The following is a 24,256-nucleotide window of genomic DNA, read 5'->3' on the forward strand; positions in this document are numbered from 1 at the left end:
CTCTCCGTCATCCCGGCGAAGGCGTCTTCACGCAGTCCGCGTAGTAGCGCAGCTTCCCGTCCGGGCCCTCCTCGGCCACCAGGCCGTGGATGTCGGTTTCGAAGCCGGGGCATTCCTCGTTGAAGGCGCGGGCGAACTTCAGGTAGTCGACGATGCGCTTATTGAACACCTCGCCCGGGATCAGCAGCGGGATGCCGGGCGGGTAAGGCGTGATCAGGGCCGTGGTGATGCGGCCTTCCAGCTGGTCGATCTCCACCCGCTCGGTCTTGCGGTGGGCGATGTGCGCGAAGGCGTCGCTCGGGTTCATCGCCGGCTGCAGGTCGCTCAGGTAGATGTCGGTGGAGAGCTTGGCGATGTCGTACTTCGCGTACAGCTCGTGGACGTACTGGCACAGGTCGGCCAGCCCCATGCGCTCGTAGCGCGGGAACTGCTGGCAGAACTCCGGCAGGATGCGCCACATCGGCTGGTTCTTGGCGTAGTCGTCCTTGAACTGCTGCAGCGCCGACAGCAGCGTGTTCCAGCGGCCCTTGGTGATGCCGATGGTGAACAGGATGAAGAAGCTGTACAGGCCCGTCTTCTCCACGATCACCCCGTGCTCCGCCAGGAACTTGGTGACGATCGAGGCCGGGATGCCGGTCTTGGCGAACTTGCCGTTCAGGTCCAGGCCCGGCGTGACGATGGTGGACTTGATCGGGTCCAGCATGTTGAAGCCCTCGGCCAGGTTGCCGAAGCCGTGCCACTTGGCCGAGCGCGCCTCGCCCTTGATGATCCAGTCGTCGGCCCGGCCGATGCCCTGTTCCACCAGCTTGTCAGGGCCCCAGACCTTGAACCACCAGTCCTTGCCGTACTCCTGTTCCACCTTGCGCATGGCGCGGCGGAAGTCCAGGGCCTCGACGATCGACTCCTCCACCAGCGCCGTGCCGCCGGGCGGCTCCATCATGGCCGCCGCCACGTCGCAGCTCGCGATGATCGCGTACTGCGGGCTGGTGGACGTGTGCATCAGGAAGGCCTCGTTGAAGAGGTGCCGGTCCAGCTTGCTTTCCTTCGCGTCCTGCACCAGCACGTGGCTGGCCTGGCTGATGCCGGCCAGCAGCTTGTGGATGGACTGCGTGGAGTACACCAGCGACTTCTCCGGCCGCGGCCGCTTCTTGCCCATGGCGTGGAAGTTGCCGTAGAAGGGGTGGAAGGCCGCGTGCGGCAGCCACGCCTCGTCGAAGTGCAGCGCGTCCACGTAGCCATCGAGCATGCCCTTGATGGTCTCGGTGTTGTACAGGACGCCGTCGTAGGTGGACTGGGTCAGGGTCAGGATGCGCGGCTTGACCTTCTCCGGGTCCACCCCCACCAGCAGCGGGTGCGCCTTGATCTTGGCCTTGATCGCCTCCTGGGTGAACTCGCTCTGCGGGATCGGTCCGATGATGCCGAAGTGGTTGCGCGTCGGCTTCAGGAACACCGGGATCGCCCCGGTCATGATGATCGAGTGCAGGATGGACTTGTGGCAGTTGCGGTCCACCACCACCACGTCGCCGGGCGCGACCTGGTGGTGCCAGACCATCTTGTTCGAGGTGCTGGTGCCGTTGGTGACGAAGAAGCAGTGGTCGGCGTTGAAGATGCGGGCGGCGTTGCGCTCGCTGGCCGCCACCGGCCCGGTGTGGTCCAGCAGCTGGCCGAGTTCGTCCACCGCGTTGCAGACGTCCGCGCGCAGCATGTTCTCGCCGAAGAACTGGTGGAACATCTGGCCCACCGGGCTCTTCAGGAAGGCGACGCCGCCCGAGTGGCCCGGGCAGTGCCAGGAATAGGAGCCGTCCTCCGCGTAATCGAGCAGCGCCTTGAAGAACGGCGGCTGGATGCCCTCCAGGTAGGCGCGCGCCTCCCGGATGATGTGGCGGGCCATGAACTCCGGCGTGTCCTCGTACATGTGGATGAAGCCGTGCAGCTCCCGCAGGATGTCGTTGGGCAGGTGCTGCGAGGTCTTGGTCTCGCCGTAGACGTAGATCGGCACGTCGGCGTTCTTGCGCCGGACCTGGTCGATGAAGCTGCGCAGGTTCACCACCGCCGGGTCGATGTCCGGGCCGGACGTGAACTCCTCGTCGTCGATCGACAGGATGAAGGCGCTCGCGCGGCTTTGCTGCTGCGCGAACTGCGACAGGTCGCCGTAGCTCGTGACGCCCAGCACCTCGAAGCCCTCGGCCACGATCGCCTCGGCCAGCGCGCGGATGCCCAGCCCGGAGGTGTTCTCCGAACGGAAGTCTTCGTCGATGATGACGATGGGGAAACGGAACTTCATGCAGGGGGGCCCAGGGCCGGAAAAGGCGAAGAAGGGGCGAAGTGTATGAAATCCGCAGTGACCCTTCGGGCCACGGCCGCGCTTTTCGCCCACAATGCGCCCAAAGGGGACTTATGGCCGACTCGACTCTGTGGTGGCTGCTCGCCGGCGCGGCCGTGGCCGTCGAACTGCTGACGGGCACTTTCTACCTGCTGATGCTCGGCATCGGCCTGGCGGCGGGCGCGCTCGCCGCCCATGCGGGCTTCGCCATCCCGGCGCAGATCGTCGTCGCCGCGCTGGTGGGCGGCGGCGCGGTGGCGGCCTGGCACGTCGTGCGGCGGCGCCGCTTCGCCGGCGCGCCGGGAACCAGCACCAACCTGGACTTCGATGCCGGCGAGGCCGTCCACGTGGCGGCCTGGACGGCCGAGAACACGGCGCAGGTGCGCTACCGCGGCAGCGTCTGGACGGCGGTGCCGGCCGGCGGCACGCCCGAAGGCCCGGGGCCGCACCGCGTGCGCGCGGTGGACGGCAGCCGGCTGGTCGTCGAAAAGATCTGAGGAGAAAGAAGAATGGAAATCGCCGTCGTCCTGTTCGTCATCGCCGTGATCTTCGTGGTCCGCGCGGTCAAGGTGGTCCCGCAGCAGAACGCCTGGGTGGTGGAGCGGCTCGGGAAGTACCACGCCACCCTCACCCCGGGCCTGAACTTCCTGGTGCCCTTCGTCGACACCGTGGCCTACAAGCACAGCCTGAAGGAGATCCCGCTGGACGTGCCCAGCCAGGTGTGCATCACGAGGGACAACACGCAACTCCAGGTCGACGGAATCATCTATTTCCAGGTGACCGACCCCATGCGGGCCAGCTACGGCTCCTCCAACTACGTGATCGCCATCACCCAGCTCGCGCAGACCACGCTGCGCAGCGTGATCGGCAAGCTGGAACTGGACAAGACCTTCGAGGAGCGCGACATCATCAACGCGCAGGTGGTGCAGGCCATCGACGAGGCGGCCCTGAACTGGGGCGTGAAGGTGCTGCGCTACGAGATCAAGGACCTGACGCCGCCCAAGGAGATCCTGCACGCCATGCAGCAGCAGATCACCGCGGAGCGGGAGAAGCGCGCCCTGATCGCCGCCTCGGAAGGCCGGCGCCAGGAGCAGATCAACATCGCCACCGGCGAGCGCGAGGCCTTCATCGCCCGCTCCGAGGGTGAGAAGCAGGCCGAGATCAACAAGGCCCAGGGCGAGGCGGCGGCGATCATCGCGGTGGCCGACGCCACGGCGGACGCCATCCGCAAGGTGGCCGAGGCGATCCGGCAGCCGGGCGGCGAGCAGGCGGTGCAGCTGAAGGTGGCCGAGCGGGCGGTGGACGCCTTCGGCAAGGTGGCCGAGGATGCGACGACCACGCTGGTCATCCCGGCCAACATGAGCGAGGTCTCGGGCCTGATCGCCTCGGCGATGAAGATGATCACCGCCTCGCGGGGCCCCGGCGGGGCCGCGGCGCCGGCCCCGGCGCCTCAGGTCTCGTCCGAATGGGGGCGCGAAGTCCGGTAAGGCAGGTTGAGCGGGCTCGGGCGGGAGCGCAGCCCGCTGGGCAGCAGGTGGGTGAACATGACGCTGAGCTCGTCCACCTTCTCCCGCGCGGCCACTTCGCCGTGGTCGCGGGCGAGCAGCTGCATCAGCTCGCCGCGCATGAACCACAGGGCCTGCAGGTCGGTCGCGTAGCGGATGCGGCGCGCCAGGCCGGCGGCGCGTTCGCCGTGGTCCATCGCCGCCATCGCCAGCATCGCCTCGCGGATCTGGTCCATCGTGGCGGGGTCTTCGGCGCGCGGGGTGGCGGCCGTGCTGACGCTGAACATCGCGTAGATGCTGCTCCTCAGGTCTTTTGTCTTGAACCAGCGCATGGGGAATCCTTTCGCTTCAGCCTTCTTGGGGGCGAGGGTTGCTGTTCGGGGAATGCAAGTCGATGAGTTCGGCGGCCGCGAGGTCCGCCACCCGCGCCGGCACCGCCGAGGGGGCGGCGATGTCGGCGAGGCGGGCAAAGGTGAAAAGCAGCGGCGCCTCGCCCTGGCGGCCCTCGAGGCGGGGCACGCCGAACTTGAGGCGCTGGCGGTCGGCGGCGGGCAGCTTGCCCAGGAGGCTGCGGGTGACGAGGATCGCGCCCATGCGGCTGACGCGGGAAAGCTGCTCCGCGTGGTCGGCCGTATCGCCGACCACGCGGAGTGCTCCCTCCCCCGTCGCTCCCACGACGCCCATCCACTCCTGTCCCTCGTCGATGCCGATGTTCATGCACAGCTCGACGTCCCAGCCCTTGCGCACCTGCCAGCGGTGCGACACCTGGCGCATGGCGTCCCGCGTCTGGTGCGCGGCGGCCAGTGCGTTCCACAGGTGGCTGCCGTCCGCCTGCGGCAGGAAATAGCAGACCAGCACCTCGCCGCCCTGCGGTCCGGCCCGGCCGCGGTGGCGGCGGAAGATGCGATCGAGCTCGGCCCACACCTCGTTGAGCAGCTCGAAGTACTCCTGCGCGGTCAGCTTGACCCAGAGCCCGCCGGCGTCCTGCAGCGTGCTGACCAGCACGGCGACCGGCGTGACCATGGGCGGCGTCGCGACGCGCTGCGCCGGCACCGGCACGGCGACCGAGCCGCCGGAATCCTGCGGCGCATAGGCGAACAGCACGCCTTCGCGGAACTGCACCGCGTAGACGGTGCGGGCGCCCGTGCCGCCGGAGGCGGGGATGCTCGCCTGCATCAGCAGGCCGGTGTCGCCGCGCGGCGGCTCGTCGTAGAGGCGCTGCAGCCGGGCCGCTTCGTCCGGCGGGAGGCCGCCGAACAGGGCGCCGGCATGCACGCCATGGGCCCGGGCCACCTGCAGGTGGAAGCGCACGATCGCGTCGCGGCCCTGGGCTTCGTCCAGCGAGAGCAGCTGGCTGAACACGCTGCTGCCCTGGATGCCGGCGCGGTGCGCCAGCGGCGACAGGTTGCCCGCCTGGTTCTGCTCGTTGGCCCAGACGATGCGGAAGGCGTCGTTCACCAGGTAGGCCGGGTGCCCGACCTGGCTGGCGGACAGGCTGAGGGACGGCGCCTGCCCGGCCGGGGCCGTCGCGCCCGGGGCGCGGGCTCCGGGCATCGCGGCGGCGAGCGGCGTCATGGGCACGCCGGCCACGGCGCCCTCGCGCGGGGCCGGCGCCTGGCCGGGCGGATGGGCCGCCAGGTGCTCGGTGATGCGCGCGATGCTCCAGCCTTCGCGCTTCAGGCGCTGGATGGCCTCGACGCGCTCGACCGTGTCGTCCGGGAAGTAGCCGATGCGAGGCGCAGCGCCATGCTCCGGCCCCGGCGGCAGCACCTGGGGCCGCGGCACCAGGCCGCTGGCGATGTAGTTGTTGAGAGTGGCACGCGAGATGCCGGTCCTCTCGATGATCTCCTTGCTGGTGAGCAAGAGCGCCTCGTCTGTTGACTGTTTGGACAGACTGTAGGACTGTCGAGATGGACGGTCAAGTTTTAGGTCAGCAATTGTCTGGACAATGCAACACAGAGTACAGGAAATCTGCGCTAAGTCCCTGATCCGAAAGATCTAGGCTGTCCAATACAGATACGCACACTGTCCAAATCAGGCGCCACTCTGTCTATGTCTGTCTAACTTATTTGTCCAATTCAATTAGACAGTCAATCCCGGGAACGCCGTGCTCAGCCGTGACATCCATGGCCTCGTATCAACCTTCGTAGGAGTGGAGAGAACCATGGATGCGCAAACGATGCTTCGCACGGCCGTCGTGCTGCTCGCGATCACCGCCCTGGGCGGTCTGCTGATGGCCGGGATCCGCTTCAGCGGCCGGCCGCACCCGCCGAGTTCCATCGCCATGCTGCACGGCCTGCTCGCCGCCTCCGGCCTGACGCTCCTGCTCTACGCGGGCTTCACCGCCGGAATGTCCAGCGGCGGCTGGACCGGCGTGGTGCTGCTGCTGATCGCCGTCCTGGGCGGCCTGGCCCTCAACCTGATCTACCACTGGGAAAACCGGGCGCTGCCGATTCCGTTGGTTCTTGTCCACGCCGCGGTGGCGGCCGTCGGCCTGGTGATCCTGGCCATCTCGGTCTGGAACTAGGCGGGACCTACGGCTGAGTAGAATGCGTCCGCAATGGACGCTCTGCCCGGCCGCCTGATCGGCGTCATTCCCTCCGGCTCCGACCGGACGGCGTCGCTGCGCTACCGCGTCCTGCAGTTCCTGCCCTTCCTCGAACTGGAAGGGCTGGGGGCCAGGCTGCTGCGCGGCGTGCCCGACGCGACCCGCTTCCCGGTCTACTGGATCCAGAAGAAGCTGCTGCCCCGCAGGCAGGTGCGGGCCCTGGCCCGCAGCGGACACCTGGTGTTCGACTTCGACGACGCCATCTGGACCACCGAGAAGGGGCGCCGCTCCTTCTTCGCCCGCTGGCGCACGGAAGCCCGGCTGCGCAGCGTCCTGCGGCACAGCACGGCCGTGCTGGCCGGCAACGAATACCTCGCCGCCTATGCCCGCCGCCACAACCCGCGCGTCGCGGTAGTGCCGACGGTGCTGGACACAGACCGCTATCCGGCCCGCCAGCATGGCCCGCGCAACGTGCTCACCCTGGGCTGGATCGGGCACTCCGTCAATTTCCCCTACCTGGCCGCGCTCGGGCCGGTGCTGCGCGCCTTCGCGGCGCAGTGCCCTGCCCGCCTGCTGGTCGTCGCGGACCGCGACTTCGCGCTGGACGGCGTGGAAGTCGTGAACCGGCGCTGGTCGGAGTCCAGCGAGATCGCGGACCTGCTGGACATGGACGTCGGCCTCATGCCGCTGGCGGACGACGAGTGGGCCCGCGGCAAGTGCGGCTTCAAGGCCGTGCAGTACATGGCCGCCGGCGTGCCGCCCGTGGCCAGCCCGGTGGGCATGAACCGGGACCTCGTCAGCGATGGCCAGGACGGCTTCCTTCCCGAAGCCGAAGCAGAGTGGCTCGAGGCCTTGCGCCGGCTCCATGCGGATGCCGGCCTGCGCGAACGCATGGGCCGGGCCGCCCGCGAGAAAGTGCAGCAGCGTTATTCGCTGGCCGCCACCGGCCCGGCGATCGCCCGGATCTTCCAGGACCTGCTGGACGGCCGCGCCGCATGAGCAGTCTCGGCGGCATCGACTGGTCGCGGCTCTACGCGGCCCGCAACACCGTGAGCCGGGCCTTCCCCAGCATCTGGGGCATCCCCCTGGCGAAGAAGGAGATGGACCGGCTCGCCCGGCACCTGAAGCCCGGCGCCGCCTTCCTGGAAGTCGGCGCGGGCGACCGCCGCTTCGAAGCGCGGCTGAAGGCCCTGTGCCCGGACCTGCAGTACCGCTCCTTCGACATCGACCGCTCCACGCGGCAGGACTGGTACGACGTGGACGCCATCGAAGGCACCTACGACCTCGTCTATGCCTTCGAGGTCATCGAGCACCTTCGCCCCGAGGAAGGCCTGGAGCTGGTGCGCAAGCTGCGCGCGCACCTGAAGCGGGGCGGCACCCTGCTGCTCGGCACCCCCAACCTGTACCACCCGCACCGCTACTGGGGCGACCTGACCCACGTCACGCCCTACAAGTACGAGGAGCTGGGCGCGCTGCTGGTGCTGGGCGGCTACCGCGTGAGCGGGATCTGGCGCGTGTACAACGCGCCGTTCCTGGCGCGCACCTTCCGCCGCACGGTCGGCGCGTGGGTGCACCGCTGGCTGCAGATCGACTTCGCGCACACGGTGCTGGTGGAGGCGCAGGCGGATCCGGGCCAGGAATGAAAAAACCCGCCGAGGCGGGTTTCCTGGTCGAGCTGGCGGAGAGGGCGGGATTCGAACCCGCGGTGGGCTGTTAACCCACACACGCTTTCCAGGCGTGCGACTTAAACCGCTCATCCACCTCTCCAGCAAGCCCGCGATTGTAGCTCACGCGGTGACCACCGCCTTGCGCGCCTCCTCGGGATTCGCGAGCATGGTGAGCAGCAGGTTCACGTCGGCGGGCTTGACCATGTGGAAGTCGAAGCCGGCCTGGGCCGAGCGGGAGCGGCTTTCCGCCTCGCCGTAGCCGGTCAGCGCGATCAGCAGCGCGGCCCGGCATTCCGGCAGGCTGCGCAGGCCGTGCGCCACCTCGAAGCCGTTCATGCCCGGCAGGCCGATGTCCAGCAGCACCACGTCCGGCCGGAACTCGCGGGCGAGCGCCAGGGCCTGCGGGCCGTCGTGGGCCACGCGGACCTCGAAGCCCTCCATCTCCAGCAGCGTCATGAGCGTCTCGGCCGAGGCGGCGAGGTCGTCCACCACCAGGATGCGCGAGACACCCGACACGGCGCCCGTGCGGGGCTGGCCTCCGGCCGGCATGGCCGCCACCGGCTCGGTGCCGATGCGCGCCGGCAGCGCGATGGTGACCTCGGTGCCCTTCCCCAGCCCCTCGCTGCTCGCCCAGACCCGGCCGCCGTGCAGCTCCACGAGGTGCTTCACCAGCGTGAGGCCGATCCCGAGGCCGCCCTGCGAGCGGTCCAGCGACTGGTCGGCCTGCGCGAACAGCTCGAACATGTGGGGCAGGAATTCCGGCGCGACGCCGGCGCCCTCGTCCTGCACGGCCAGCTGCAGCTCGCCGTCGGCGAAGCGCGCCTCCAGCCGGATGCGGCTGCCCGGCGGCGAGAACTTGCAGGCGTTGTTGATCAGGTTGGACAGCACCTGCGACAGCCGCACCGCGTCGCCTTCCAGCTCGATGCACTCCTTGGGCAGCACCACGTCCAGCACCTGTTCGCGCGCGCCCAGGCGCGGCGAGCTGGCCTCCACCGAGCGCTCGATCAGCGTGGAGAGGTGCAGCCTCTCCGGCTTGACGGCGACCTTGCCCTGCACGATGCGCGAGACGTCCAGCAGGTCGTCGATCAGGCGCGCCATGTGGTCGGCCTGCCGCCCGATCACGTCGCGGGCCCAGGCCAGCTTGGGCGCCAGCGACTCCGCGCTGGCCAGGATGTGGACGGCGTTGCGGATCGGCGCGAGGGGATTGCGCAGCTCGTGAGCCAGCATGGCCAGGAACTCGTTCTTGCGCCGGTCGGCCTCCTGCACGGCGGAATAGAGGCGCGCGTTCTCCATGGCGATGGCGGCGCGGCTGGCGAATTCGCGGACCAGCGCGACGCGGTTCGCGTCGAATGCCCGCACGTCGCCCAGCACCACGATGGCGGCCCGGAGCTCGTCGCCGGCCATCAGCGGGCAGATCGCGGCGGCCCGGCCGTCCTTCTGCCACAGGCTGAATTCCTTGCCGCGGATCACCTCGTCGGCCGCGGCCCGCAGTTCGGGCGTGAACACCTCGGCGTCGTCGGCGCGGGGCGCCGGATGCATTTCCAGCCGGCGCACGCCGCCTTCCTTGTCGGGGATGCCCAGGATGGCCCGGTCGCCCAGCATGGGCACGCACAGGTCCAGCACGGCGGCGATCGTGTCGTCCAGGTTCAGGGAGCGCGAGAGCACCCGGCTCGCCTCGGCCAGGAAGTCGGCCCGCTGGATCGCCTCCTCGGCGGCGGCCCGGGCCGCTTCCGAGCGCGCCAGTTCCTCCCGCTGCGCCGCCTGCTTCTGCAGTTGCCGGTTCATGCGGAACAGCTCGACGAACACGCGCACCTTGGAGCGCAGCACCTCCGGCACCACGGGCGAAGGGATGTAGTCGACCGCGCCCAGCGCGTAGCCGCGCCGCGCCTGCAGTTCGTCGACGTAGGCGGTGATGAAGACGATGGGCGTCTGGGCGGACTTCTTGTACTGGCGGATCAGGCCGGCGGTCTCCAGCCCGTCGATGTCCGGCATGTTGACGTCCAGCAGGATGACCGCGAACTCCATCTCCAGGATGTACTTCAGCGCCTCCTGCCCGGACCGGGCGCTGACGATGTTCTGGCCGAGCTCGTCCAGGATCGTGCGGAAGACGACGTGCTTCTCCGGCAGGTCGTCCACCACCAGGATGTTGACCTTGTCTGCAGCTTCCTGCCCTGTCGCAGCGTTCGTCACCCGGGCTCCCGTAGAACCTACTGTTGCAGCCAGGCCCGCAGCACCGCCAGCAGGTCCGGCGTGTTGACCGGCTTGGCCAGGTAGTCCCAGGCGCCGGCCTCGATGCACTTCTCGCGGTCGCCCTTCATGGCCTTGGCCGTGACCGCGATCATAGGCAGGTTGCGGCCCTGCGGCAGCTTGCGGATTTCCTTCATCGTCGCCATGCCGTCCATCTCCGGCATCATGATGTCCATCAGGACGACCTGGATGCCGGGGTCGTTGGCCACGCGGTTGATCGCCTCGCGGCCGTTGTCGGCCCAGACGATGTCCATGCCGTGCTCCTCCAGCACCGTGGCCAGGGCGAAGATGTTGCGCATGTCGTCGTCGACGATCAGCACCCGCTTGCCGGCCAGCGGCTTGGCGGATTCGTAGACCCGGTCGATCACGTCGCGCTTGTCCTCCGGCAGCCGCGCGATGCTGCGGTGCAGGGCGATCAGGGTGGCGTCGAAGAGGCGCGCGCCGCCGTGCACTTCCTGCACGGCGATGCCCTCGTCCGAATGCCAGCCCTGGCGCGCGCCGCCCTCGCCGCCGTACAGCACCAGCGGCATCGGCCCGATGCCGGCCTGCGCGGCGATCGCCGGGCGCAGCTCGCGCGGGTCGAGGCCGGCGAAGCCGTCCTCGAGCACGATGGCGTCGAAGCGGCCCTCGTCCAGGGCCTGCTGCAGCTGCTCCGCGGAAGCGACCACGGTGACGTCCACCTGCTCGCCCTCGATCTGCGCCATCAGCTCGTTGCGCACGTCCTGGTCCTGCAGCGCGACCAGCAGGCTCTTCTCGCTGCGCGCCACGTAGTGGTGCAGCTTCTCGAGCATGGCGTCCAGCACCTCCTTGGACCGGATCGGCTTCTCCAGGAAGGCCAGCGCGCCGGACTTGAAGGCGCGGTCCTTGCTGTCGTCGGTGGAGATCACGCACACGGGCACGTGGCGCAGCGCCAGGTCGTGCTTGATGCGGTCCAGGACGCGCCAGCCGGCCATGTCCGGCAGGTGCATGTCCAGGGTGATGGCCGAGGGCTTGTGCTGGCTGGCCAGCGTCAGCGCGCCGGCGCCGGCGGTGCTCACCAGGCCCTTGAAGCCCTTGCTGCGCGCGGCGTCCAGCAGGAAGCGGGCGAAGGCGAGGTCGTTCTCCACGATCAGCAGCACCTGGTCGCTGGGCTGGATGTTGTCGCGGTCGTCGTTGGCGACGTTGTCCGGGGCGTAGGCGTCCTGCCCCTCCTGCGCCAGGTCCATCGCCTCCAGCTGCACCTCGATCAGCGGCGTGGCCGGCGCCGCTGGCGGCCGCTTGGGCAGGGGCGACAGCGTCGGGTCGGTGCGGAAGTCCGTGCTGATGCGGCGCGCCGTACGCGTGGCCATGTAGACCAGCGGCAGGTAGAGCGTGAAGGTCGAGCCCTGCCCCGGCGCCGAGGTCAGGCGGATCTCGCCGCCGAGCAGCTTGGACAGCTCGCGCGAGATCGCCAGGCCCAGGCCCGTGCCGCCGTACTTGCGGCTCGTCGAGCCGTCGGCCTGCTGGAAGGCCTCGAAGATGATCTGCTGCTTGTCCGGCGAGATGCCGATGCCGGTGTCCGAGACCGAGAAGGCCAGCACCTGCGGGGCGCGGTTGAGGTCCTCGTTGTCCGGGCTCCAGCCGGCGAAGGCCTCCTCGACCTTGAGCGTGACGTGGCCCTGGTGGGTGAACTTGAAGGCGTTGGACAGCAGGTTCTTCAGGATCTGCTGCAGGCGCTTGGCGTCCGTCACCATGGACGCCGGCAGGTTCAGGCCGGTGCGCACGGTGAACTCCACGTTCTTGGCCTCGGCCACGTGGCGGAAAGTGCGCTCCACGTACAGCTGGAGGTCCGACAGGCGCAGCTCGTTGACGTCCACCACCACGGTGCCCGACTCGATCTTCGACAGGTCCAGGATGTCGTTGATCAGCATCAGCAGGTCGTTGCCGGACGAGTGGATCGTCTTGGCGAACTCCACCTGCTTGGGCGTCAGGTTGCCTTCCGGGTTCTTGCACAGCTGGTCCGACAGGATCAGCAGCGAGTTCAGCGGCGTGCGCAGCTCGTGCGACATGTTGGCCAGGAACTCCGACTTGTACTTGGAGGTCAGCGCCAGCTGCTTGGCCTTCTCCTCCAGCGCCTGGCGGGCCTGCTCCACCTCGGCGTTCTTGCGCTCCACCTCCTGGTTCTGGTGCGCGAGCAGGCGGGCCTTCTCCTGGAGCTCCTCGTTGGTCTGCTGCAGTTCCTCCTGCCGGGACTGCAGTTCCTGGGCGAGGGACTGCGACTGCGCCAGCAGGTCCTCCGTCCGCATGTTGGCCTCGATCGTGTTGATCACGATGCCGATCGATTCCGTCAGCTGGTCCAGGAAGGCCTGGTGGGTCGGGTTGAAGCGCTCCACGCTCGCCAGCTCGATCACGCCGCGGACCTGGCCCTCGAAGATGATGGGCAGCACCAGCACGTTCAGCGGCGGCGTCTCGGTCAGCCCGGAGACGATCCTGAGCGTCTCGGGGAAGCTCGAGGTGAGCATGATCTTCTTCTTGTCGAAGGCGGCCTGGCCGACGAGGCCCTGCCCCAGGTCGACCTCCTTGCCGTAGGCGCCGTGGCCGTCCGAGGCGTACGACGCCATCAGGCGCAGCCGCGGCTGCTCCTGCGTGTAGCGCAGCACGTAGAACTCGGCCTGCTGGGCGCCTACCACCGGCGCCAGCTCCGACAGGATCAGGTGGCCCACCGCCACCAGGTCGCGCTGGCCCTGCAGCATCCGCGAGAACTTGGCCAGGTTGGTCTTCAGCCAGTCCTGCTCGGTGTTCACCTGCGTGGTGTCGCGCAGGTTGCGGATCATCTCGTTGATCGTGTCCTTCAGCGCGGCCACCTCGCCCTGCGCCTCCACCGTGATCGACCGGGTCAGGTCGCCCTGCGTCACGGCGGTCGCCACCTCGGCGATGGCCCGCACCTGGGTCGTCAGGTTGGCGGCCAGCTGGTTCACGTTCTCGGTCAGGCCCTTCCAGGTGCCCGCGGCGCCCGGCACCTTGGCCTGGCCGCCCAGCTTGCCCTCCACGCCCACCTCGCGCGCCACCGTCGTCACCTGGTCGGCGAAGGTCGCCAGCGTGTCGGTCATGGAGTTGATGGTGTCGGCCAGCGAGGCGATCTCGCCCTTGGCCTCCACCGTCAGCTTCTGCGCCAGGTCGCCGTTCGCGACGGCCGTCACCACCTTGGCGATGCCGCGCACCTGGGAGGTCAGGTTGCCGGCCATGAAGTTCACGTTGTCGGTCAGGTCCTTCCAGGTGCCGGCCACGCCTTGCACGTAGGCCTGGCCGCCCAGCTTGCCTTCGGTGCCCACTTCCCGGGCCACCCGCGTCACTTCGGCGGCGAAGGAGGACAGCTGGTCCACCATCGTGTTGATGGTGTTCTTCAGCTCCAGGATCTCGCCCTTCACGTCCACCGTGATCTTCTTGGACAGGTCCCCGGCCGCCACGGCCTTCGTCACGTCGGCGATGTTCCGCACCTGGGCCGTCAGGTTGCCGGCCATGAAGTTCACGTTGTCGGTGAGGTCCTTCCAGGTGCCGGCCACGCCCTGCACGTAGGCCTGGCCACCGAGCTTGCCTTCGGTACCCACCTCCCGCGCCACGCGGGTCACTTCCGAGGCGAAGGAACGGAGCTGGTCCACCATCGTGTTGATGGTGTTCTTCAGCTCCAGGATCTCGCCCTTCACGTCCACCGTGATCTTCTTGGACAGGTCGCCGGCCGCCACGGCGGTGGTCACTTCCGCGATGTTGCGCACCTGGGCCGTCAGGTTGCCGGCCATGGAGTTCACCGAGTCGGTGAGGTCCTTCCACGTGCCGGCCACGCCCTGCACGTCGGCCTGGCCCCCGAGCTTGCCTTCGGTACCCACCTCGCGGGCCACCCGCGTCACTTCCGAGGCGAAGGACCGCAGCTGGTCCACCATGGTGTTGATGGTGTTCTTCAGCTCCAGGATCTCGCCCTTCACGTCCACCGTGATCTTCTTGGAGAGGTCGCCGGTCGCCACCGCCTTCGTCACGTCCGCGATGTTGCGCACCTGCGAGGTCAGGTTGCCGGCCATGAAGTTCACGTTGTCCGTGAGGTCCTTCCAGGTTCCGGCCACGCCCTGCACGTCGGCCTGGCCCCCGAGCTTGCCTTCGGTACCCACCTCGCGGGCCACCCGCGTCACTTCCGAGGCGAAGGACCGCAGCTGGTCCACCATGGTGTTGATGGTGTTCTTCAGCTCCAGGATCTCGCCCTTCACATCCACCGTGATCTTCTTCGTGAGGTCGCCGGCGGCCACGGCGGTCGTCACCTCCGCGATGTTGCGCACCTGGGCCGTCAGGTTGCCGGCCATGGAGTTCACGTTGTCGGTGAGGTCCTTCCAGGTGCCGGCCACGCCCTGCACGTAGGCCTGGCCGCCGAGCTTGCCCTCGGTGCCCACCTCGCGCGCCACCCGCGTCACCTCCGACGCGAACGAGGAGAGCTGGTCCACCATCGTGTTGATCGTGTTCTTCAGCTCCAGGATCTCGCCCTTCACGTCCACCGTGATCTTCTTGGAGAGGTCGCCTGCCGCCACGGCCTTCGTCACGTCCGCGATGTTGCGCACCTGGGCCGTCAGGTTGCCGGCCATGGAGTTCACCGAATCGGTCAGGTCCTTCCAGGTGCCGGCCACGCCCTGCACGTCGGCCTGGCCGCCCAGCTTGCCCTCGGTACCCACCTCGCGGGCCACCCGCGTCACCTCGGACGCGAACGAGGAGAGCTGGTCCACCATCGTGTTGATCGTGTTCTTCAGCTCCAGGATCTCGCCCTTCACGTCCACCGTGATCTTCTTGGACAGGTCGCCGGCCGCCACGGCGGTCGTCACTTCCGCGATGTTGCGCACCTGGGCCGTCAGGTTGCCGGCCATGGAGTTCACCGAATCGGTCAGGTCCTTCCAGGTGCCGGCCACGCCCTGCACGTCGGCCTGGCCCCCGAGCTTGCCTTCGGTACCCACCTCCCGCGCGACGCGGGTCACTTCCGAGGCGAAGGAGCGCAGCTGGTCCACCATCGTGTTGATGGTGTTCTTCAGCTCCAGGATCTCGCCCTTCACGTCCACCGTGATCTTCTTGGACAGGTCCCCGGTCGCCACCGCCTTCGTCACGTCGGCGATGTTCCGCACCTGGGCGGTCAGGTTGCCCGCCATGGAGTTCACCGAGTCGGTGAGGTCCTTCCAGGTGCCGGCCACGCCGGGAACGTCGGCCTGGCCACCGAGCTTGCCTTCGGTACCCACTTCACGGGCCACCCGCGTCACTTCCGAGGCGAAGGAACGGAGCTGGTCCACCATCGTGTTGATGGTGTTCTTCAGCTCCAGGATCTCGCCCTTCACGTCCACCGTGATCTTCTTGGACAGGTCGCCCGCCGCCACGGCCTTCGTCACGTCCGCGATGTTCCGCACCTGCGAGGTCAGGTTGCCGGCCATGAAGTTCACCGACTCGGTCAGGTCCTTCCAGGTGCCGGCCACGCCCTGCACGTCGGCCTGGCCACCCAGCTTGCCTTCCGTACCCACCTCGCGGGCCACGCGCGTCACTTCCGAGGCGAAGGACCGCAGCTGGTCCACCATCGTGTTGATGGTGTTCTTCAGCTCCTGGATCTCGCCCTTCACGTCCACCGTGATCTTCTTGGAGAGGTCGCCGGCGGCCACCGCCTTCGTCACCTCCGCGATGTTGCGCACCTGGGCCGTCAGGTTGCCGGCCATGGAGTTCACCGAGTCGGTCAGGTCCTTCCACGTGCCGGCCACGCCCTGCACCTCCGCCTGGCCGCCCAGCTTGCCCTCGGTGCCCACCTCGCGCGCCACGCGCGTCACTTCGGCGGAGAAGGTGCCCAGCTGCTGCACCATCTTGTTGATGGTCATGGCCGTGCGCAGGAACTCGCCTTCCAGCGCGCGGCCGTCGGCCTCCAGGGCCATGGACTTGGACAGGTCGCCTTGAGCCACCGCGCCGATCACGCGTGCCACTTCCGAGGTCGGGTGCACCAGGTCGGAGATCAGCGAGTTGATCGATTCGGCCGAATCGCGCCAGAAGCCGCCGGCGCTGGGCATGGCCGCGCGCTCCTTCAGCTTGCCTTCCTTGCCGACGACGCGCGACAGGCGCGCCAGTTCCTGCGAGGTGCGCACGTTCTCGGCGACCACGTCGTTGAAGACGTCGGCCACCTTGCCGAACAGGCCGGTCCAGTCGTGCGGCAGCTGGGCGTTGACGTTGCCCTTCTTCAGGTCGGTGAGGCTCGCCAGCAGCGTGCGCGTGCGCTCGGCGCCGCCCTCCACTTCCTCCAGCAAGGTGTTGACGCTGGCCACGTTCTCCTGCCAGAAGCCCGTGAGCTTGTCGTCCGCGAGCCGGCGGCTCGCGCGCCCGCCGTTGTGGGACGCCGTCGCGACCGTCTTCAGCTTGTGGCTGGCACGCGCGGCCTGCGCGGAGAGCTCGTTGAATTCGGCGGCGATCTTGCCGTACAGGCCATCCCATTCGGTCGGCAGCGTCACTCCCTGCTCTCCGCGCCGGAACGCCGACAGCGCCTTCAACACCAGCTTCAGGTCACCATCGCGATGCTCGGCAGCAGGCAGTTTCGCCAGGACTTCCATGTGATCCCCCATTCGTAAGCAACTGTTGGCGCACCAACAGAAGCTTGGCAGAGTAACGGCTTCGCGAGAGGCCTTCAACACGACAGGAACCCTTGCTCCGTCGCAAACCCAATACGGACGCGGACTGTAGGAGCCTTCCGACAAGAAAAGCTCGCGCGCGCCTACAGGGCGACGACCTCCGCGCAACACGCGGTGCACCCCGCCCCGCCAATGAAAAAGGCCGCCCGGAGGCGGCCTTGTCGATACACGCGGTTACCGCGGACCAGCTGCCTACAGCGGCGTCTTCTTGCCGTCGATGTAGGTGTACAGCGTGGTGGCGGCGTTCTTCATCTCGCCGTTCTTCTCGAACTGGATGTTCGCGGTCACGCCCTTGTAGTTGGTCTTCTGCAGGAAGGGGATGTACTTCTTCGGGTCGATCGAGTTGGCGCGCTTCATGGCGTCGACCAGCACGAACGTCGCGTCGTACGTGTAGGGGCTGTAGACCTGGAACTGGTTGGGGTACTTCTGGTCGTAGCGCTCCTTCCAGGCCTTGCCGCCGGGCATCTTGGCGATGGACGAGCCCCCTTCGGCGCAGATCACGTTGCCCAGGGTCTTCGCGCCGGCGGACAGCTTGGCGATCTCGGAGGTGCAGATGCCGTCGCCGCCGAAGTACTTGACCTTGTCCATGCCCAGCTGCTCCATCTGGCGCAGCATCGGGCCGGCTTGCGGGTCCATGCCGCCGAAGAAGATGGCGTCGGGGTTCTTGGCCTTGATGGCGGTCAGGATCGCCATGAAGTCGGTGGCCTTGTCGTTGGTGAACTGCTGGTCCACCACCTGCATGCCCTTGGCCTTGGCGGTCTTGGCGAACACCTCGGCGACGCCTTGGCCGTAGGCCGTGCGGTCGTCGATGATCGCGACCTTCTTCAGGTGCAGCTTGTCGGCGGCGTACAGGGCCAGCGCGGCGCCCAGCGCGTTGTCGTTGGCGATGATCCGGTACGTGGTGTTGTAGCCCGGCTTGGTCAGGTTGGGGTTGGTGGCGGCGCCGGTGATGTGCGGGATGCCGCAGTCGTGGTAGACCTTGGAGGCGGGGATGGTCGTGCCGGAGTTCAGGTGGCCCACCACGCCGGCGACCTTGGCGTCGCACAGCTTCTGGGCGGCGGCCGTGCCCTGCTTCGGGTCGGCGGCGTCGTCCTCGGCCTGGATCTCCCACTTGATCGTCTTGCCGCCGATCTTGATCTTCTGCGCGTTGAGGTCCTCGATGGCCATGCGGACGCCGTTCTCGTTGTCCTTGCCATAGTGGGCCTGCGCACCCGACAGCGGCGCGACGTGACCGATCTTGACGACCTGCTCCTGCGCAGCGGCGACGCCGCAGGCCGCGGCGATCGCCAGCGCAGCCGTCAATTTCAGCTTGAATTGCATAAAACCTCCGAGTTGGGAAATGGGTTGAGATCCGTCTTTTGTACTCAACGGGCGCGACGGTATCGCATTTTCCGGACGCGATCCATAGGGAAAGAATCTAGGTCGCGGCACCGGTCGTGCCAAGCCGCAGCCAGGCCCGCAACGGACCTCCCGCCCTGCCTCAAACGCCCGTCGCGCCGCTGCGTTGACGCGCCGCGATCTCCTCGGCGACAGCTTCGGCGACGACCTCGCGCAGGACGGACTCGAGCCGCTCGCGCAGCAGCGGCACGAGCGCGCTGGTCTGCTCCAGCACGATGGTGGCGATCTCCTCGCGCAGGCGCCGGTCCAGGACCAGGTCCACGCGCTGCAGGACGCGGTGCGCGAGCTGGTCCTGCGACAGCGACAGCCCCGCCGCCGGCGACAGCGGCGCCGGTCCGGAATGCACCACCTCGGTGAGCGTGGGCACGAAGCGCGGTGGCGGACGGTTGCTGGCCATCAGGCGGTCTCCCTTGCGGCGAGGTCGTGCTGCTCGATCGCGTAGCCGCGGTCGGCGTAGTGCTTCCAGCGCGAGCGCGCCTCCTGGCGGTCGGCCGGCTCCCGGCTCACCAGCTCGATCAGGCGCTCGAAGCGCTCGAAGCCTTCCGGAACGCCGCCCCCCAGGTTCACCAGCACCTGCTGGTGCGGCGTGCCGCGCGGCGTGTCGGCCAGCACCACGGGCGAGGCGGCCAGCACCTGCGCGTCGGCCGAGGCCGCGTGGCAGTGGGGGATGAAGTCCAGCGCCGAGAAGGTCCACAGCTGCGTGTCGAGGGCGCGCAATACGTCGCCCGGGCCGGTGACCACCAGGCGCGAACCGGTGGCCGTGGCCTTGCGCAGCAGCCGGCAGGCGTAGGCCAGCTTGTCCGGCACGTTGAAGTGGAAGGCGATGCCGGTCACCGCGCCTTCGACTTCGCCTTGCGCGCCGGAGCGGCCTTCGCCGGGCGCTCGGTCGCCGCCGTGGCTTCCTGCGCCAGCAGGTACTCGAGCAGCAAGCCGACCGGCCGGCCGGTGGAGCCCTTGGCCGCGCCGCCCTTCCAGGCGGTGCCGGCGATGTCCAGGTGGGCCCAGGGATAGTTCTGCGTGAAGCGGTGCAGGAACTTCGCCGCCACCACGGCGCCGGCGGCCCGGCCCGCCACGTTCGCCACGTCGGCGAAGTGGGTCTTCAGGCCTTCGGCGTACTCGTCGTCCAGCGGCATGCGCCAGCACGGGTCGAGCGCGGCGTCGCCGGCGGCCATCAGATCCTGCGCCAGCCGGTCGTCGGTGGCAAACAGGCCGCTGCGCACGCCGCCGAGGGCGACGACACAGGCGCCCGTCAGCGTGGCGATGTCGATCACGGCCCGCGGCTTGAAGCGCTCGGCATAGGTCAGCGCGTCGCACAGGATCAGGCGGCCCTCCGCGTCGGTGTTCAGCACCTCGATGGTCTGGCCGCTCAGGCTGGTGAGGATGTCGCCCGGCTTGTACGAGGCGCCGTCCGGCATGTTCTCGCAGCTCGGGATCAGGCCCACGACATTGAGCTTCGGCTTCAGTTCGGCCAGCGCCCGGAAGGTGCCCAGCACGCTCGCGGCGCCGCCCATGTCGTACTTCATCTCGTCCATCTCGGCCGAGGGCTTGATCGAGATGCCGCCGGTGTCGAAGGTGATGCCCTTGCCCACCAGGACGACCGGCGCGACGCCGCGGCCGGCGCCTTCGTAGCGCAGGGTGATGAAGCGCAGCGGCTCGGCCGAGCCCTTGGCGACGCTCATGAAGGAACCCATGCCCAGGCGCGCGACCTCCTTGGGCCCGAACACCTCGACCTGCAGCCCGTACGACTTCGCGAGCTTCGCGGCCTCCTCGCCCAGGCGGGTCGGCGTGGCGTAGTTGGGCGGCAGGTTGCCCAGTTCCCGGGCGAACTCGATGCCGGCGGCGGCCGCGCGGGCGCGGGCGAAGGCCTGCTTCTGCGCCGCGGCGTCGGCGACGCCGACCACGACCTTGCGCAGCTCGCGCGCTTCCGGCTTGGACTTGGTGGCGACGTAGACGTAGCTGCTTTCCGCCGTCCCGCACACGGCGGCGCGGACGGCGTCGGCGCCGCTGCCGGCCGGCAGCAGGATGGTCAGCTTGCGGGCCGTCGAGGCACGCAGCACGCCGGCCGCGGCGGCAACCGCCTGCTGCACGCGCTTGCCCGAGCCGTCGCCGGCGCCGGCGAGGATCACGCGGGGCGCGGCGATGCCCTCGCTGCGATAGGCCTGCAGCAGCTTGCCCGGCTTGGGCTCCAGGTCGCGCGCCGCCAGCGCGGCGCTCACCAGGCGCGACAGCGGATCCTTGCCGGCCCGCAGGCCTTCGGTGACCACGACCAGCAGCACGTCGGTCTTCTCCTGGGCCGCGCCGGCGAGGTCGAGGGTCTTGAGTTCGAAGTCCATAATCCCGTTGTTCATGGGCGCGACGCGCCTGCAGCCGCCGATGTTATTCCATTCAACCGTCCGCAAGGAGCTGGCCCGCAGTTTCGGGGCCTCGCTCGTCGTGCTGGTCACCATCGTGATGACCATGACCCTGATCCGCACGCTCAGCCTCGCCAGCCGCGGCAGCGTGAACCCGGAGGAGGTGATGATGGTGATGGGCTACACGGTGCTCGGCTACCTGCCCACCATCCTGACGCTCTCGCTGTTCATCGCCATCGTGGGCACGCTGTCCCGCATGTACCGGGACAGCGAGATGGTGATCTGGTTCAGCGCCGGCCGCGGCCTCTCCGCGCTCGTGCGGCCGCTCTTCGGCTTCGCCTGGCCCGTGCTGCTGGTGACGGCGCTGCTGGCGCTGGTGGTCTGGCCCTGGGCCAACCAGCAGACCTACGAGCTGAAGGACCGCTACGGCCGCCGCGGCGACCTGGAACGCGTGGCGCCGGGCCAGTTCCAGGAATCGGCCAGCGGCCGGCGGGTGTTCTTCCTGGACAAGGACACGCCGGACAACAAGTCGGGCAAGAACATCTTCATCTCCACGATCGAGAAGGACCGCGAGACCGTGACCTCGGCGCGCAGCGGCCGCGTCGAGACCGTGGGCGACGACCAGTTCCTGCTGCTGTCCAACGGCCAGCGGCTGGAGAACTCCCTCACCGGCGAGGGCCTGCGCATCAGCGAGTTCGAGCTCCATGGCAGCCGCGTGCGCGACAACAGCCTGATGAGCGCGGACGACAGCCCGGCGAAGACCCGCTCCACCCTGACGCTGCTGCGCAACCCCACGCCGGCCAACCGGGCCGAGCTGTCCTGGCGCCTCGGGCTGGCGCTGGCCGGGATCAACTTCGTGCTGCTCGCCGTCACCGTCTCCAGCGTCAACCCGCGCGTGGGCCGCAGCGGCAACCTGGTGTTCGCCCTCTTCGCCTTCGTCGTGTACTACAACCTGCTGAACCTGGGCCAGAGCTGGATCTCGCGCGAGCGCGCGGGGCTGGTCACCTTCCTTCTCCTCGTGCACGGGGGCACCTTCGCCGCCGCTTCGCTGTGGCTCGCCAAGCAGCACAACAACTGGCGCGTGCTGCCGCTGGTGCAGCGCCTGCGGGGGCATGGCGCGTGAGGACGATCCGCCGGCTGATCTACGTCGAGGTCCTCTACGCCGTCGCCTTCGTGAGCGTCGGCTTCCTCGCGCTGTTCTTCTTCTTCGACTTCGTCGAGGAGCTCGGGAACGTCGGCAGCGGCATGCAGCCGTACCGGCTGACGCAGGCGCTGATCTACGTGGCCCTGCGCATGCCCAGCCACCTGTACGAGCTGCTGCCGATCGCCGTGCTGATCGGCACCATCTTCGTCATGGCGCGCTTCGCCCAGAGCTCCGAGTACACGATCCTGCGCACCAGCGGCCTGGGCCCGTGGCGGGCCCTGCGCACGCTGATGCTGCTCGGGCTCGCCTTCACCATCCTCACCTTCGCCACCGGCGACTACCTGGCGCCGCTCAGCGACCGCACCGCGCAGCTGCTGAAGGCGCGCATGAGCGGCGGCGTCTCCATCGGCACCACCGGCGCCTGGCTCAAGGAGCGGCAGCGCTACCTCTCGTACAACGTCAACGTCTACGCGCTGACGCCCGAAGGCGAGATGAACAAGGTGCGCATCTTCGAGGCGGACTCGCGCGGCTTCCTGGTGTCGATCACGCAGGCGCCGAGCGCCAGCTTCGGCGAGGGCGCCTGGGTGCTGCACGACGTGGACCGCACCGAATTCCACACCGAGGACGGCTCCGCCAAGGTGGAGCGCATGCACCTGCCCTCGATGCGCTGGCCCACCGAGATCACGCAGGAGATGGTGTCGGTGGCCCTGCTGCGGCCCGAGCGCATGAGCACCATCGCCCTCTTCCAGTACATCCGGCACCTCGCGGCCAACGCCCAGACCTCGCAACGCTACGAGATCGAGTTCTGGCGCAAGGTGTTCTACCCGCTCTCCTGCATGGTGATGGTGGTGCTGGCGCTGCCCTTCGCCTACCTGCACTTCCGCTCCGGCGGCATCACCAGCTACGTGTTCGGCGGGGTGCTGATCGGGATCAGCTTCTTCCTCCTGAACAACGTCTTCGGCTACATCGGCAACCTGCAGAACTGGCGGCCCTGGCTCGCGGCCGGGGCGCCCGGCCTGATCTACACCATGCTCTCGCTCGCCGCCTTCGGCTGGCTGGTGCTGCGACGCTAGCGCCATGGGCCGCGCCATCGTCCTCTTCGGCCACGGCTCGCGCGACCCGCTGTGGCGCCTGCCGATGGAAACCGTCGCCGCGCGCCTGCGGGCCCTGCGCCCCGGCACGCCGGTGCGCTGCGCCTACCTGGAACTCGACGCCCCCAGCTTGCCGGAAGCGGCGGCGGAACTGGTGGCGGGCGGCGCCGACGCGGTGACCGTCCTGCCCATGTTCCTGGGCGCCGGGCGGCACGCGCGCGAGGACCTGCCGCGGCTCGTCGACGCCTTGCGGGCGGCGCATCCCGGCGTGTCCTTCGACCTGCGCCAGGCCGTGGGCGAGGACGGGCGCGTCGTGGACCTCATCGCAAAGATTGCGCTGGAATAAAGACGGTTGGCATAATGAATTTCTTTCTTAGAAGAAATTCGGAATGAACCTGCATCAGTTTCGCTTCGTCCAGGAAGCGGTGCGGCGCAACCTGAACCTGACGGAAGCGGCCAAGGCGCTGCACACGTCGCAGCCCGGCGTGTCGAAGGCGATCATCGAGCTGGAGGACGAGCTCGGCGTCGAGATCTTCGCGCGCCACGGCAAGCGACTGAAGCGCGTGACGGAGCCCGGGCAGCACGTGCTGAAAAGCATCGAGCTGATCATGCGGGAGGTGGGCAACCTCAAGCGCATCGGCGAGCAGTTCAGCGCCCAGGACAGCGGCACGCTGTCGATCGCGACGACCCACACGCAGGCGCGCTACGTCCTGCCCCATGCGGTGGCGAAGCTGCGCGAGGCCTATCCCAAAGTCAGCGTGAGCCTGCACCAGGGCTCCCCGGACCAGGTCGCCCGCATGGTGCTGGACGAGGTGGCGGAGATCGGCGTGGCGACGGAATCGCTCTCCGAGTACCCCGACCTCGTGACCATGCCCTGCTACGAATGGCAGCACATGCTGGTGCTGCCGCAGGGCCATCCGCTGGCGAAGAAGGAGCGCATCACGCTGGAGGACCTCGCGGCGGAGCCGCTGGTGACCTACCACCCGTCCTTCACCGGCCGCACGAAGATCGACACGGCCTTCGCGCAGAAGAAGCTGCAACCGCGCATCGTCCTGGAGGCGATCGATTCCGACGTGATCAAGACCTACGTGAAGCTGGGGCTGGGCATCGGCGTGCTGGCGGAGATGGCGATGCGCGAGGACGCCGCCACGCAGCCCACCGACCTGGTCGCCCGGCCGCTCGGCCACCTGTTCGGGAGCAACCTGGCGCGGGTGGCGTTCAAGCGGGGCGCCTACCTGCGAAACTTCGTCTACCGCTTCGCCGAACTGCTTTCCGACCGCCTGGACCGCAACCTGATCGCCAAGGCCATGACCGGCCATGGCAGTGACTACGACCTTTGAC

The 24,256-nt window shown here is 68.5% G+C and carries 18 protein-coding genes and 1 tRNA gene; 9 read left to right on the plus strand and 10 right to left on the minus strand.

What is annotated here, in order from left to right:
- Positions 1 to 7: 7 nt before the first annotated feature.
- Positions 8 to 2,284, minus strand: coding sequence for an Orn/Lys/Arg family decarboxylase (locus ACY0MJ_RS05035; protein ID WP_462637225.1), 2,277 nt, complete (start codon positions 2,282 to 2,284; stop codon positions 8 to 10).
- 113 nt (positions 2,285 to 2,397) lie between these two features.
- Here ACY0MJ_RS05035 and ACY0MJ_RS05040 point away from each other — a divergent pair, with 113 nt between their 5' ends.
- Together ACY0MJ_RS05040 and ACY0MJ_RS05045 are read left to right on the plus strand one after the other, a co-directional pair.
- Positions 2,398 to 2,820: an NfeD family protein gene (locus tag ACY0MJ_RS05040; protein ID WP_462637226.1), complete on the plus strand. Its 423-nt coding sequence runs from the start codon at positions 2,398 to 2,400 to the stop codon at positions 2,818 to 2,820.
- A 12-nt stretch (positions 2,821 to 2,832) separates the two neighbouring features.
- On the plus strand, positions 2,833 to 3,810 hold the full coding sequence (locus ACY0MJ_RS05045) for an SPFH domain-containing protein (RefSeq protein WP_462637227.1): 978 nt from the start codon (positions 2,833 to 2,835) through the stop codon (positions 3,808 to 3,810).
- Here ACY0MJ_RS05045 and ACY0MJ_RS05050 read toward each other — a convergent pair.
- Together ACY0MJ_RS05050 and ACY0MJ_RS05055 are read right to left on the minus strand one after the other, a co-directional pair.
- The gene (locus tag ACY0MJ_RS05050) at positions 3,774 to 4,160 is read right to left on the minus strand and encodes a hypothetical protein (protein ID WP_462637228.1); all 387 of its coding nucleotides are present in this window, start codon (positions 4,158 to 4,160) and stop codon (positions 3,774 to 3,776) included. The two genes, ACY0MJ_RS05045 and ACY0MJ_RS05050, sit on opposite strands and share 37 nt — an antisense overlap.
- 16 nt (positions 4,161 to 4,176) lie before the next feature.
- Complete coding sequence (locus tag ACY0MJ_RS05055) at positions 4,177 to 5,691, minus strand: MerR family transcriptional regulator (protein ID WP_462637229.1); 1,515 nt, start codon at positions 5,689 to 5,691, stop codon at positions 4,177 to 4,179.
- A 301-nt stretch (positions 5,692 to 5,992) separates the two neighbouring features.
- On the opposite strand from ACY0MJ_RS05055, the gene ACY0MJ_RS05060 reads away from it, so the two are divergent.
- Genes ACY0MJ_RS05060 through ACY0MJ_RS05070 form a run of 3 tightly spaced genes read left to right on the plus strand, consistent with a single transcriptional unit; the run spans position 5,993 to position 8,019 of the window.
- Positions 5,993 to 6,355 carry a hypothetical protein gene (locus ACY0MJ_RS05060; RefSeq protein WP_462637230.1) on the plus strand — a complete coding sequence of 121 codons (363 nt, stop codon included), beginning with the start codon at positions 5,993 to 5,995 and terminating at the stop codon, positions 6,353 to 6,355.
- Between the two features lie 33 nt (positions 6,356 to 6,388).
- Positions 6,389 to 7,375, plus strand: coding sequence for a glycosyltransferase family 4 protein (locus ACY0MJ_RS05065; RefSeq protein WP_462637231.1), 987 nt, complete (start codon positions 6,389 to 6,391; stop codon positions 7,373 to 7,375).
- Positions 7,372 to 8,019, plus strand: a complete 648-nt coding sequence (locus ACY0MJ_RS05070; RefSeq protein ID WP_462637232.1) for a class I SAM-dependent methyltransferase — start codon at positions 7,372 to 7,374, stop codon at positions 8,017 to 8,019. The genes ACY0MJ_RS05065 and ACY0MJ_RS05070 overlap by 4 nt, the downstream gene beginning before the upstream one ends.
- A gap of 33 nt (positions 8,020 to 8,052) precedes the next feature.
- Here the strand turns inward: ACY0MJ_RS05070 and ACY0MJ_RS05075 are convergent.
- From ACY0MJ_RS05075 to ACY0MJ_RS05105, 7 genes are all read right to left on the minus strand, one after another.
- Positions 8,053 to 8,143: transfer RNA gene (locus tag ACY0MJ_RS05075), tRNA-Ser, on the minus strand.
- A 20-nt stretch (positions 8,144 to 8,163) separates the two neighbouring features.
- Entirely contained in the window at positions 8,164 to 10,233 is a 2,070-nt protein-coding gene (locus ACY0MJ_RS05080) for a hybrid sensor histidine kinase/response regulator (RefSeq protein ID WP_462637233.1), read from the minus strand.
- Between the two features lie 17 nt (positions 10,234 to 10,250).
- On the minus strand, positions 10,251 to 16,853 hold the full coding sequence (locus tag ACY0MJ_RS05085; RefSeq protein ID WP_462637234.1) for a hybrid sensor histidine kinase/response regulator: 6,603 nt from the start codon (positions 16,851 to 16,853) through the stop codon (positions 10,251 to 10,253).
- Positions 16,854 to 17,123: 270 nt separating this feature from the next.
- Positions 17,124 to 18,251, minus strand: coding sequence for a branched-chain amino acid ABC transporter substrate-binding protein (locus ACY0MJ_RS05090; protein ID WP_462637235.1), 1,128 nt, complete (start codon positions 18,249 to 18,251; stop codon positions 17,124 to 17,126).
- 160 nt (positions 18,252 to 18,411) lie between these two features.
- Positions 18,412 to 18,726, minus strand: coding sequence for a hypothetical protein (locus ACY0MJ_RS05095; RefSeq protein WP_462637236.1), 315 nt, complete (start codon positions 18,724 to 18,726; stop codon positions 18,412 to 18,414).
- Complete coding sequence (locus tag ACY0MJ_RS05100) at positions 18,726 to 19,163, minus strand: DNA polymerase III subunit chi (protein WP_462637237.1); 438 nt, start codon at positions 19,161 to 19,163, stop codon at positions 18,726 to 18,728. Before ACY0MJ_RS05100 ends, ACY0MJ_RS05095 begins: the two co-directional genes overlap by 1 nt.
- The gene (locus ACY0MJ_RS05105) at positions 19,160 to 20,662 is read right to left on the minus strand and encodes a leucyl aminopeptidase (protein WP_462637470.1); all 1,503 of its coding nucleotides are present in this window, start codon (positions 20,660 to 20,662) and stop codon (positions 19,160 to 19,162) included. The genes ACY0MJ_RS05100 and ACY0MJ_RS05105 overlap by 4 nt, the downstream gene beginning before the upstream one ends.
- 40 nt (positions 20,663 to 20,702) lie before the next feature.
- Here ACY0MJ_RS05105 and lptF point away from each other — a divergent pair, with 40 nt between their 5' ends.
- Genes lptF through ACY0MJ_RS05125 form a run of 4 tightly spaced genes read left to right on the plus strand, consistent with a single transcriptional unit; the run spans position 20,703 to position 24,255 of the window.
- Positions 20,703 to 21,803 (plus strand): LPS export ABC transporter permease LptF, encoded by a 1,101-nt coding sequence (gene lptF / locus ACY0MJ_RS05110; protein WP_462637471.1) that lies wholly within the window; start codon positions 20,703 to 20,705, stop codon positions 21,801 to 21,803.
- Complete coding sequence (gene lptG / locus ACY0MJ_RS05115) at positions 21,800 to 22,897, plus strand: LPS export ABC transporter permease LptG (protein WP_462637238.1); 1,098 nt, start codon at positions 21,800 to 21,802, stop codon at positions 22,895 to 22,897. The genes lptF and lptG overlap by 4 nt, the downstream gene beginning before the upstream one ends.
- Positions 22,898 to 22,901: 4 nt before the next feature.
- On the plus strand, positions 22,902 to 23,261 hold the full coding sequence (locus tag ACY0MJ_RS05120) for a sirohydrochlorin chelatase (protein WP_462637239.1): 360 nt from the start codon (positions 22,902 to 22,904) through the stop codon (positions 23,259 to 23,261).
- A gap of 43 nt (positions 23,262 to 23,304) precedes the next feature.
- Positions 23,305 to 24,255, plus strand: coding sequence for a CysB family HTH-type transcriptional regulator (locus ACY0MJ_RS05125; RefSeq protein ID WP_462637240.1), 951 nt, complete (start codon positions 23,305 to 23,307; stop codon positions 24,253 to 24,255).
- Position 24,256: the final 1 nt, after the last annotated feature.

The organism is Ramlibacter sp. bp-362 (assembly GCF_054956735.1).